General features: G+C 72.2%; 9 protein-coding genes and 2 pseudogenes. 6 read left to right on the forward strand and 5 right to left on the reverse strand.

The features are described 5' to 3' along the window. The 3 genes from SSOG_RS05270 to SSOG_RS05280 form a co-directional block, all read left to right on the forward strand. Nucleotides 1-1571, forward strand: a 1571-nt coding sequence (locus SSOG_RS05270) for an MMPL family transporter (RefSeq protein ID WP_039936628.1), incomplete at its 5' end; no start/stop codon positions are given. A gap of 96 nt (nt 1572-1667) precedes the next feature. Beyond that, nucleotides 1668-2858: a sensor histidine kinase gene (locus tag SSOG_RS05275; protein WP_009713175.1), complete on the forward strand. Its 1191-nt coding sequence runs from the start codon at nt 1668-1670 to the stop codon at nt 2856-2858. Further along, nucleotides 2855-3538 carry a response regulator gene (locus SSOG_RS05280; RefSeq protein WP_009713176.1) on the forward strand — a complete coding sequence of 228 codons (684 nt, stop codon included), beginning with the start codon at nt 2855-2857 and terminating at the stop codon, nt 3536-3538. Before SSOG_RS05275 ends, SSOG_RS05280 begins: the two co-directional genes overlap by 4 nt. 5 nt (nt 3539-3543) lie before the next feature. On the opposite strand, the gene pntB is transcribed toward SSOG_RS05280, so the two are convergent. Together pntB and SSOG_RS05290 are read right to left on the reverse strand one after the other, a co-directional pair. Then, nucleotides 3544-4980 (reverse strand): Re/Si-specific NAD(P)(+) transhydrogenase subunit beta, encoded by a 1437-nt coding sequence (gene pntB, locus SSOG_RS05285; protein ID WP_009713177.1) that lies wholly within the window; start codon nt 4978-4980, stop codon nt 3544-3546. Between the two features lie 6 nt (nt 4981-4986). Beyond that, nucleotides 4987-6579, reverse strand: a complete 1593-nt coding sequence (locus SSOG_RS05290) for a Re/Si-specific NAD(P)(+) transhydrogenase subunit alpha (RefSeq protein WP_009713178.1) — start codon at nt 6577-6579, stop codon at nt 4987-4989. A gap of 194 nt (nt 6580-6773) precedes the next feature. On the opposite strand from SSOG_RS05290, the gene SSOG_RS05295 reads away from it, so the two are divergent. Next, nucleotides 6774-7280, forward strand: coding sequence for a Rieske (2Fe-2S) protein (locus tag SSOG_RS05295; protein WP_009713179.1), 507 nt, complete (start codon nt 6774-6776; stop codon nt 7278-7280). Here the strand turns inward: SSOG_RS05295 and SSOG_RS05300 are convergent. Then, a pseudogene (locus tag SSOG_RS05300) lies at nt 7267-7895 on the reverse strand (isochorismatase family protein). The gene SSOG_RS05295 and the pseudogene SSOG_RS05300 overlap by 14 nt on opposite strands. Before the next feature lie 75 nt (nt 7896-7970). Between SSOG_RS05300 and SSOG_RS05305 the strand changes: the two are divergent. Next, on the forward strand, nt 7971-8438 hold the full coding sequence (locus tag SSOG_RS05305; protein WP_039936631.1) for a pyridoxamine 5'-phosphate oxidase family protein: 468 nt from the start codon (nt 7971-7973) through the stop codon (nt 8436-8438). Nucleotides 8439-8459: 21 nt separating this feature from the next. Here SSOG_RS05305 and SSOG_RS05310 read toward each other — a convergent pair whose 3' ends face one another. Beyond that, nucleotides 8460-9365 carry a LysR family transcriptional regulator gene (locus SSOG_RS05310; RefSeq protein ID WP_009713182.1) on the reverse strand — a complete coding sequence of 302 codons (906 nt, stop codon included), beginning with the start codon at nt 9363-9365 and terminating at the stop codon, nt 8460-8462. Nucleotides 9366-9439: 74 nt separating this feature from the next. On the opposite strand from SSOG_RS05310, the gene SSOG_RS05315 reads away from it, so the two are divergent. Continuing rightward, nucleotides 9440-10387, forward strand: coding sequence for a DMT family transporter (locus SSOG_RS05315; protein ID WP_009713183.1), 948 nt, complete (start codon nt 9440-9442; stop codon nt 10385-10387). Nucleotides 10388-10410: 23 nt separating this feature from the next. Here SSOG_RS05315 and SSOG_RS05320 read toward each other — a convergent pair. Continuing rightward, nucleotides 10411-10826 (reverse strand): annotated as a pseudogene (locus tag SSOG_RS05320) (aminotransferase class I/II-fold pyridoxal phosphate-dependent enzyme); the annotation flags it as partial.

Raw genomic sequence — 10826 nt, forward strand, 5'->3', positions numbered from 1 at the left:
TCCTCGCCCTGGGCAGCACCTTCGGGCTGAACATGACCACCGGCACGCTCGCCTCGATGCTCGGGCTCGCGGTCGGCATCGACTACGCCCTGTTCGTGGTCTCCCGCTACCGGGAGGAGCGCGCGGGCGGACACGAGCCCAGTGAGGCCGCCGGCCGCGCTGCCGGGACCGCGGGTTCCGCCGTGGTGTTCGCGGGCCTGACGGTCGTCATCGCGCTGGCCGGGCTGTCCGTGGTCGGTGTGCCGATGCTGACGAAGATGGGGCTGTGCGCCGCGGGGGCCGTCGTCGTGGCCGTCCTGGTCGCCCTGACCCTGGTGCCCGCGCTGCTCGGGATGTGGCCGAACGCCGTCCTGTCCCGCACGGAACGCAAGCGCGGCGCCCTCGCGAGCCCCGGAGACGCGCCGAACGGCGGCACCCGCTGGGCCCGCTTCGTACTGCGCCGTCCGGTCACGGTCCTGCTGGCCTGTGTGACGGGTCTGGGCGCGCTCGCCCTGCCCGCCACCCAGCTGGAGATGGGCATGCCCGGCGACGAGGCCAAGCCCACCTCCACGACGGAGCGGCGCGCCTACGACGCGCTGGCCGACGGATTCGGCCCGGGCTTCAACGGTCCGCTGACCATCGTCGTGGACGCCAAGGGCGCCGACGACCCCAAGCGGGCCGCCGACGCCGTCGCCGAGGCGATCGGGGCCACCGACGGCGTCGTGTCCGTCTCGCCCCGGCGGTTCAACGCGGACGGCGACACCGCGCTCTTCTCGGCGGTCCCGGCCACCGCCCCGAACGACGAAACCACCAAGGATCTCGTCCACACCATCCGCGCGGAGCGCGCCGACCTCGAGAAGGACACCGGAGCGACCTTCGAGGTCACCGGAAGCACCGCGATGAACATCGACGTCGCGAACGCCCTGAAGGACGCCCTGGTGCCCTATCTGACGGTCATCGTCCTCCTGGCCCTGCTGCTGCTCATGGTGGTCTTCCGCTCCCTCCTCGTGCCCGTCAAGGCGGCCTTCGGCTTCCTGCTGTCGGTGCTGGCGGCGCTCGGCGCGGTCGTGGCGGTCTTCCAGTGGGGCTGGGGCGCGGAGTTGCTGGGCGTGGAGCAGACCGGCCCGATCATGAGCCTGATGCCGATCTTCCTGGTGGGCATCGTCTTCGGTCTGGCCATGGACTACGAGGTCTTCCTCGTCGCCCGGATGAGGGAGGCGTACGTCCACGGTGAACGGCCCGCACAGGCGGTCGTCAGCGGGTTCCGGCACAGCGCCCGGGTGGTCGTGGCCGCCGCCGCCATCATGATCGCGGTCTTCTCCGGGTTCGTCGGGTCCGGCGAGTCCATGATCAAGACCATTGGTTTCGGCCTCGCCGTGGCGGTGCTCTTCGATGCCTTCGTCGTCCGTATGGCGCTCGTGCCCGCGGTCCTCGCCCTGCTCGGCGACGCGGCATGGTGGCTGCCCCGCCGGCTCGGCAAGGCCCTCCCGCGCGTCGACGTCGAGGGCTCCGGGCTCATCTCGCCGCCCGCCCGCCCCGGTTCGGATCCGGCCGACGGCGAGACCCGCGCACAGGAATGGGCGCGCACCTGACGCGAAAGACCCCCTGCGGGTCGCGGTACCGTACGGGGCGGCGCCGCGACCCGCAGCTGTTGTCCTGCCCCCTGGTCCTACCTCGGAGAACGTGCCATGAGCACCCGTTGGCGCCGCCGGGCGACGAGCCGCCCGAAGGCCGTCGAGGCCATCACCCTGGCGCTGCTGTTCGCCTTCACGCTGTCGGGCGTCTGGGTCACCCGCGCGGTGCTGGACGGACCCGTCGCCCTGTGGCCCGGCATCGCGTCGGCCGCCCTCGCCTGCGCGACGCTGCTCCGCAGGCGCGGCCATCCCCTTCCGGTCCTGGCCGTGACCACGCTGTGCACCATGGTCCAGGGCGCCCTGGGCTATCTGCTGACGCCGTTGCTGATGGCCCCCACGCTGATCGCGCAGTACGTCGCGAGCCTGCGCAGCGACCGGAGGACCACGTGGAACAGCGCGCTGGCGGCCGCCGCGGGCATCTCCCTCACCGCCCTGTTCGCCACGGCGTTCCGGGACCCCATCCTCAGCGTCATCAACCCCGCCGGGTGGATCCTCATGGTGGCGGCCTTCGGCAGCTACGTCCGCGTCCGGCGCGAGTACGCCGCCGCCCGGGCCGAACACGCCGTCCGCGAACGGGAGGAGGAGGCACGGCACCGTGTGATCCAGGAGCGCATGCGCATCGCGCGGGAGTTGCACGATGTCGTCGCCCACCACCTCACCCTGGCGAACGCCCAGGCGGGCACCGCCACTCATCTGGCGCGGACCAACCCCGAAAAGGCGCTGGAGATCCTCGGCCGGCTGTCGGAGTCCACGGCCACGGCGCTGCGCGAACTCAAGACCACCGTGGAAGTCCTGCACGAGGACGGCGACACCGACGACGGCCTGATCCCCGCACCGGGCCTGCGCCAACTGCCCGACCTGGTCGCCGCCTGCTCGGCGGCCGGTCTGGACGTCGCCGTCACCGTGGACGGGGAGGCCCGGCCGCTCCCGGCGGGGCTCGATCTGACCGCGTACCGGATCGTCCAGGAGGCGCTCACCAATGTCACCAAGCACGCCCCCACCCGCCACGCCCACGTCCGACTCGCCTACGCGCCCCGCCGCGTGACCCTCACGATCACCAACGACACCGCCTCTCCCCGCACCCCCGCGCCGTCCGGGCCGGGACGCGGCTACGGACTGCTGGGCATGCGCGAGCGGGCCCGGTCCGCGGGGGGAACCCTCGACGCGGGCCCCCGCCCGGGGGGCGGGTTCGAAGTCGTCTGCACCCTTCCGCTGAACGACCGCCACGAAAGCATCGACACATGATCATCCGCGTCCTGCTCGCCGACGACCAGGCCCTGCTCCGGGCCACCTTCCGCATCCTCATCGACTCGGAACCGGACATGACCGTCGTCGCGGAGGCCACCGACGGGCAGGAGGCGCTCGACCTCGCCCTGGTCCACGAACCCGACGTGGTCCTGATGGACATCCGTATGCCGGGCACCGACGGGCTGACCGCCACCATGGACATCTGCTCCCGGCCGGAGATGTCCACCACCCGCGTCCTGATCCTCACCACGTTCGAGAACAACGAGAACGTCGCCAAGGCCCTGCGCGCCGGTGCGAGCGGGTTCCTCGGCAAGGACGTCGGCCCGGAATTCCTCCTGTCGGGCATCCGTACGGTAGCGGCGGGGGACTCCCTCCTCTCCCCCACCGCGACCCGGACCCTCATCACCCGCTTCCTCGCCACCCCCGACACCGACACCCCGCTCGCCCCGCCGGAACGCCTCGCCGCGCTCACCGAACGCGAGCGCGAGGTCATGGCGCTGGCCGCGCACGGCAAGTCCAATGCCGAGATCGCCGACCAGCTCGTGGTCAGCCCGCTGACCGTGCGCAGCCACATCCAGCGCGCCATGACCAAGCTCGACGTCCGCGACCGGGCCCAACTGGTCGTGATCGCCTACCAGTCCGGTCTCGTCCGGGCGCGCCCGCACCAGGGCGGTTAGCGGCTTCAGTTGGCCGTGCCCACCATGGCCACGGCCGGTGCGTCGGTGGCGTCGAGGCTGCTCAGGATGGACTCCACGCGCTGCTTGGCGTCGCCGAAGAGCATCCGGCTGTTCTCCCGGAAGAACAGCGGGTTCTGCACGCCCGCGTACCCGACGGCCATGGAGCGTTTGAAGACGACGACATGGGCCGCCTCCCACACGTGCAGCACCGGCATCCCGGCGATGGGGCTGGCCGGGTCGTCGGTGGCCGCCGGGTTGACGGTGTCGTTGGCGCCGATGACCAGGACGACCGAGGTGGCGGCGAAGTCGTCGTTGATCTCGTCCATGTCCAGGACGATGTCGTAGGGCACGTTGGCCTCGGCCAGGAGCACGTTCATGTGCCCGGGCAGCCGGCCCGCGACCGGGTGGATGCCGAAGCGCACCTCGATGCCGCGGTCGCGGAGCCCCCGCGCCAGCTCCGCGACCGGGTACTGGGCCTGGGCGACCGCCATGCCGTAGCCCGGGGTGATGATCACCGAGGAGGCTTCGCGCAGCAGTTCCGCGGTGTCCTCGGCGCTGATCTCCTGGTGTTCCCCGTGGTCGCGGTCGTCGCCGCTCGTCACCGGCTGGCCCCCGAAGCCGCCCGCGATCACCGAGAGGAAGGAGCGGTTCATCGCCTTGCACATGATGTACGAGAGGTAGGCGCCGGAGGAGCCCACCAGCGCGCCGGTGACGATCAGCAGGTTGTTGGCGAGCAGGAAGCCCGAGGCCGCGGCGGCCCAGCCGGAGTAGCTGTTGAGCATCGAGACGACCACCGGCATGTCACCGCCGCCGATGGAGGCGACCAGATGCGCGCCGAGGGCCAGGGCCAGCACGGTGACCGCGATGAGCAGGCCCATATGGGGGCGCGCGACGAACGCCACGGTGAGCACGGCGAACGCGGCGAGCGCCCCGAGGTTGAGGGCGTGTCTGCCGGGGAGCATGAGCGGCCGGGACTTGATCCGCGCCGACAGCTTCAGATACGCGACGACCGAGCCGGTGAAGGTGACGGCGCCGATGAACACGCCGAGGAAGACCTCGGCGTGGTGGATGCGCAGCAGCGAGCCGGTCAGCTCGGCGTCGACGTCGAGGTAGCCGTTCCAGCCGACGAGCGCGGCGGCGAGGCCGACGAAGCTGTGCATCACGGCGATCAGTTCCGGCATGCCCGTCATCTCGACCACGCGGGCCCGCCACAGCCCGATGCCCGCGCCGACCGCCGTGGCGACGGCGATCAGCACCAGACCGGTGGCGGTGATGCTCCGGGAGGCCAGACCGATGGTGGCGGCCAGCGCGATGACCATGCCCGCGATGCCCCAGACCACTCCGGAGCGGGAGGTCCGGTGCTGGGAGAGCCCGGCGAGGCTCAGGATGAACAGCAGCGAGGCGACGACGTAGGCGGCCTGTGCGGCCGTGGTGGTGGTCATCCGCGATCAGCCCTTCGAGAACATGCCGAGCATGCGGCGCGTGACGGCGAATCCGCCGAAGATGTTGATGCTCGCCAGCAGGATCGCGGCGAACGACAGCACGGTGACCGCGGTGTTCGCGTGCCCGATCTGGAGCAGCGCGCCGACCACGACGATCCCGGAGATCGCGTTGGTGACCGACATCAGCGGGGTGTGCAGCGCGTGGTGCACCTTTCCGATGACGTAGAAGCCGACCACGATCGACAGGACGAAGACCAGGAAGTGCCCGATGAGCTCGTGCGGTGAGAAGGCGGTCACCAGGAAGAGGGCGAGCGCCCCGGCGCCGACGAGGGCGTAGTCGGACCGCGCGGAGCGGGTGGGCCCGGCCGGTGGGCCCGGGGGCGTGGCGGGTTCCGGTGCCCCGGCGGGCGTGGCCGCGGCGGACACCTGCACCGGTGGCGGCGGCCAGGTCTTCTCGCCCGCGCGGACCACGGTCATCGACCGCTGCACGACGTCGTCGAAGTCGAGGACGAGCCGGCCGTCCTTGCCGGGGGTGAGCAGCTTCATCAGGTTGACGAGGTTGGTGCCGTACAGCTGCGACGCCTGGGCCGGGAGCCTGCCGGGCAGGTCGGTGTAGCCGATGATCGTCACGTCGTTGCCGGTGACGACCGCCTTCCCGGCGACCGTTCCCTCGACGTTGCCGCCCTGGGCCGCGGCCATGTCGACGATCACGCTGCCGGGCTTCATGCGCGCCACGTCCTCGGCGGTGATCAGCTTCGGCGCGGGTCTGCCGGGGACGAGTGCGGTGGTGATGATGATGTCGACGTCGGCGGCCTGCTCGGCGTACAGCCGCGCGGCGGCCCGGTTGTAGTCGTCCGAGGTGGCCTTGGCGTAACCGTCCGTGCTGACCTCCCGTTCCGTCGATGCGGGCTGTCCGGGCTGTTCGGGCCGAACCTCCAGGAACTCCCCGCCCAGCGAGCGCACCTGCTCGGCGACCTCGGGCCGGGGGTCGGTGGCGCGGACCACGGCGCCGAGACTGCGCGCCGCGCCGATCGCCGCGAGCCCGGCCACCCCGGCACCGGCCACCAGCACCCTGGCAGGCGGCACCTTGCCCGCGGCGGTCACCTGACCGGTGAAGAAGCGGCCGAAGGCGTGCGCGGCCTCGACCACGGCCCGGTATCCGGCGATGTTCGCCATCGAACTCAGGACGTCCAGGGACTGGGCGCGCGAGATGCGCGGAACGGCGTCCATGGCCAGTACCGTGATCGGCCGCCGGGCCAGCTCCTCGACCAGTTCCGGGTGGAGCGCGGGGCCGATGAGCGCGATCAGGGTCGCCCCGTCGCGCAGCCGCCCGATCTCCTCGCCGGAGGGGCCGTTGACCTTCAGGACGACCGGCGCCGACCAGGGGTCCCCGAGGCTGGCTCCCGCCTCCTCGTAGGCCGCGTCGGAGAAGCGGGACGCCTCTCCGGCCCCCGGTTCGACGATCACGTGATACCCCAGCTCGGCGAGTCGGCCCACGGTGGCCGGGGTCGCCGCCACCCTGGTCTCGCCCGGGGTGGACTCGGCGGGTATGCCGATCCTCTGGCGTTGCACTTCCGGTTCCGGTTCCGGTGCGGCCATCGTCTTCCTCTCACCGTCGACGTCCCGGCGCCGGGCCCGTCCGCCCGGCGCTTCGCATGCCTGTCCATCCATCGGTGCCCGGATCCCTTCGTGTTCGACCCTGTCCGGATCGACAACAGGCCGAGCGACGGTTGAACGCTGGAGCGCCGGGCCGCGTATGGAATCGAAACGTCCCTGGATCAGGAGGCACCACCATGACGCAGCCGGAAACCACCGGACGGGGCAGCACCACCCGTCGCGCCGTCGTCTCCGCTGCCGGAGCGGCCGGACTGGCCGCCGCCCTCACCGCCTGCGGTAAGGAAGACAGCAGCGGGTCGGGCGAGTCGCAGAACGCCGGTTCAGCACAGGAGTCGGCCGGGTCCGGGCAGTCGGGCGCGGCGGGAGCGGGAGGCGACACGTCGGGGGGCGGGGGCGGGATGGAGCTGGCCAAGACCTCCCAGATCCCCGAGGGCGGCGGCATGGTCTTCAAGGATCACAAGGTCGTGGTGACCCAGCCGTCCTCGGGGCAGTTCAAGGCGTTCTCCTCGATCTGCACCCACCAGGGGTGCTCGGTCGGCGATGTGTCGGACGGCACCATCAACTGCCCGTGCCACCAGTCCAAGTTCGACATCAGCGACGGCAGCCCGAAGGGCGGCCCGGCCACGAAGGCGCTGCCCGGCGCCAAGATCAAGGTGGAGGGCACCTCGATCAAGATGGCCTGATCGCCTGCCAGCAGGCGATCACGTCCTCGGTCGAGGTGACGGTCGCGACGAGGGCGAGGGTGTGACGGACCATCGCCGGGGTGTACGAGGCGGGCACCCCGGCGATGGCGTCCGCGGGCACCACGGCCGTATAGCCGAGGTTGACCGCGTCGAAGACGGCGTTGGGTATCGCCACATTGGCCGACACGCCGACGATGACCAGGGTGCGGCAGCCCAGGTTGCGCAGCAGCGCGTCCACGCCGGTCCCGGCGAGCGGCGACAGGCCGTGCAGCCGCCGCACCAGCAGATCTTCCGCGCCGACCGGGACCGGTTCGGCGATCCGTACCGCCTCGCTCCCGGTGAGCTGCCGCACCGGCAGCCGCTCGGCGGCCCGGAACAGCGGCGCGTTGCGGTTCGCGCCGCGCCCGTCGGCGCGCCGCTCGGCCACCGCGTGCAGCACGGTGACGCGCGTGTCGTGGGCGGCCGACACCAGCCGCGCGACACGCCCGAGCGCGCCGGACTCCCGGGCCTCGGCGGCGAGTTCGGGCAGTGCGCTGCCCGGGCCCACGACACGCGCTGGCATTCCACGGTGAGCAGGGCACAGCCCTCGGGGCGGAGCAGTTCGGACAGCGACACGGCGGCCTCCTGGCATCTCGCGCCGGGAGGGTAACGGCCATTGCCATGGGAAGGAAGAGTCGCGATTCTGTGCGGATGACCGTCACCCAGCGGCGGGGACGCCGCATCATGATGACCCCGGCCGAGCTGGACGCCTTCCTCACCGAACAGCGCACCTGCCGGGTCGCGACCGTGTCCGCGGACGGGCGGCCGCACCTCAGCGCGCTGTGGTTCGCCTGGGACGGCACGGCCCTGTGGCTCTACTCCCTGACCCGCAGCCGCCGCTGGGCCGAGCTGCGCCGCGACGCACGGCTCGCGGTGATCGTCGACGACGGGCACGACTACGGCGAGCTGCGCGGCGCCGAGCTGAGCGGCGAGGCCGTCTTCGTCGGCGAGGCCCCGCGCTCGGGCGCGCCGTGTCCCGAACTCGACGCGCCGGAGCGGACGTTCGCGGCGAAGTACTTCGGCCTGGACGCCATGCCGCACGACGGGCGCCATGCGTGGCTGCGGCTGACCCCGGACACGATCAGCTCCTGGGACTTCCGCAAGATGCCCCAGGGCTGACACGCCCAGCGGCCCTGACGGTCAGTCGACGATCTTCTCCCCCACCGACCGCAGCACATCCACCGCCGCGCGGATGGAGGGCCTGCGGTCGGCGTCGGCGCGCCAGATCGCGTAGACGTGCCGGCGCATCGTGGGCGGGCTCACCGGCACCATCCGCACGCCCTCGGGCACCGGGCCCCGGCCGAGCCGGGGGATGACGCCGATTCCCAGCCCGGAGGCGATCAGCGCGAGCTGGGTCTGATGCTCGCGCGCGGTGTGCCGGATGTGCGGCTCGATGCCCTTGCCGCGCAGGGTCACCATCAGCCAGTCGTAGCAGAACCCGCCCTCGGGCCAGGACACCCACTCGTCGTCCACGAAGTCCTCCGGCTCGACCGCACAGCGGTCGGCGAAGGGGTGGTCCGCGGGCATCGCCACGTCCACCAGGTCGTCCAGCAGCGCCGCCTTGACCAGCCCGCCGGGCACCGGCAGGGGCTTGTTGTACCAGTCGAGGACGACCGCCAGGTCGATGTCGCCGCGCACCACCGCGGGCACCGACTCGTCGGGCTCCATCTCCTGCAACCGGGCGCGCAGCTGCGGATGCTCGGCCCGCATCCGCTCCAGCGCGGCGGGGAAGAGGCCGCGGACGGCGGTCGGGAACGCGCCCAGCAGCAGTTCGCCGACGGCGTGCCCGCGCTGGGCCTCCAAATCGGCCTGGGCCAGCTCCACTTGGGACAGGATCCGCGCCGCGTGGTCGGAGAGCAGCCGCCCGGCGTCGGTGAGCCGCACCCCGCGGCCGTTCTTGGCGAGCAGCTGCTGCCCGGTCTCCCGCTCCAGCTTCGAGAGCTGCTGGGAGACGGCCGAGGTGGTCACATGCAGTCCCTCGGCTGCGCCGCTCACGGAACCGTGCCGGGCCACGGCGTACAAAGTGCGCAGGCGATCCAGATTCATGTAAGCAATGCTACGCGATAACGCATATGAATTCTCGCTTGTTCTAAGAAGTTGTAGCCCGCAATGTAGACGCCATGAAGGCCATGACCTCAGCGACCACCGCGGCGCCCTCTCCCGCCGCCGAGCAGCCCGCCGCACCCGCCACCCGTCCCCGGCGGCTGCTCGACTGGCGGATCCGCTTCGGCGTGCTCGCCCTGGTCTGGGGCTTCAGCTTCCTGTTCATCAAGGTGGGCACCGAGGCGTTCGCGCCGCTGTACGTCACGCTCGGCCGGATGGTGTTCGGCACGGCCGTCCTTCTGACGGTCCTGGTGGCGAAGCGGGAGCGGCTGCCGCGCGGGGCCCGGGTATGGGGCCATCTGGCGGTGGCCGCCTTCTTCCTCAACGCCCTGCCGTTCTCGCTCTTCGCCTACGCCGAGACGACCATCCCCTCCACCCTGGCCGGGATCTGCAACGCCGCCTCGCCCCTGTGGGGCATGGTCGTCGCGGTGGCCGTCGTCTCCGACGACCGCCCGACCCGGCAGCGCGTCGCGGGCCTGGGCCTCGGCTTCGCCGGTGTCCTGACCGTGCTGGGCGCGTGGCAGGGCTTCTCCGGCCAGGACCCGGTGGGCACGGCGCTCGCGCTCATCGCCTCGCTCAGCTACGCGATCGGCTGGGCCTACGTCCGTCACACGCTCGCCGGGACCGGGAACTCCCATCTGGCCATGTCCTCCGGCCAACTGCTGCTCGGCACGGTCCAACTCGCGGTGGCCGCCCCGCTCGCCGCCCCGGCCCCCGGCTCCTTCCCGCTGCTCCCCCTGCTCTCGGTGCTCGCCCTCGGCGCCCTGGGCACCGGTGTCGCCTTCCTGATCCAGTACGGCCTGGTGGCGGAGGTCGGCCCGACGACGGCGATGATGGTGACGTACTTCGTCCCGGTGATCGCCACGGCGGCGGGCGTGCTGATCCTCGGCGAACACCTCAGCTGGAACACGCCGGTGGGCGCCCTGATCATCCTCGTCGGCGCGGCTCTCACCCAGCGCCGGTAAACCCCCGGGAAGCACGGCCCCCATCAGTCCACCCGCCCCGCCGGGGCCGGTCCCCTCGCCACCGCCGACGCCACGGCGTCGGCGAGCCCGGCCACCTCATCGGCGCGCAGCGGAGAGACCGTCAGCCGCAGGCCAGGACCCGAGGCCACCCGGAACCGGGCGCCCGGAGCGACCGCCCACCCCGAGGACAGCAGACGGGCCACCGCGCCCGTCTCGTCGGGCACCGGCACCCAGACGTTCATCCCGCTGCGCCCGTGCGCGGCGACTCCGCGCTCCCGCAGCGCCCTCACCAGGGCGTCGCGCCGCACGTCGTACGACGCCGCGACCGCCGCCACGTCCACCGCGCCGGTACGCCACAGATGCGTCACGGCGTCCTGGAGCAGATGGCTGACCCAGCCGGGGCCGAGGCGCTGCCGTCCGCGCAGCCGGTCCAGGGTGA

It is taken from the genome of Streptomyces himastatinicus ATCC 53653, assembly GCF_000158915.1.
Classification (GTDB): Bacteria; Actinomycetota; Actinomycetes; order Streptomycetales; family Streptomycetaceae; genus Streptomyces; species Streptomyces himastatinicus.

Coding starts and splice junctions, on each gene's coding strand:
- SSOG_RS05305 (WP_039936631.1), top strand. CDS start 7,971: ATGACCGTCACCCAGCGGCGGGGACGCCGCATCATGATGACCCCGGCC.
- pntB (WP_009713177.1), bottom strand. CDS start 4,980: ATGACCACCACCACGGCCGCACAGGCCGCCTACGTCGTCGCCTCGCTG.
- SSOG_RS05290 (WP_009713178.1), bottom strand. CDS start 6,579: ATGGCCGCACCGGAACCGGAACCGGAAGTGCAACGCCAGAGGATCGGC.
- SSOG_RS05315 (WP_009713183.1), top strand. CDS start 9,440: ATGAAGGCCATGACCTCAGCGACCACCGCGGCGCCCTCTCCCGCCGCC.
- SSOG_RS05280 (WP_009713176.1), top strand. CDS start 2,855: ATGATCATCCGCGTCCTGCTCGCCGACGACCAGGCCCTGCTCCGGGCC.
- SSOG_RS05295 (WP_009713179.1), top strand. CDS start 6,774: ATGACGCAGCCGGAAACCACCGGACGGGGCAGCACCACCCGTCGCGCC.
- SSOG_RS05275 (WP_009713175.1), top strand. CDS start 1,668: ATGAGCACCCGTTGGCGCCGCCGGGCGACGAGCCGCCCGAAGGCCGTC.
- SSOG_RS05310 (WP_009713182.1), bottom strand. CDS start 9,365: ATGAATCTGGATCGCCTGCGCACTTTGTACGCCGTGGCCCGGCACGGT.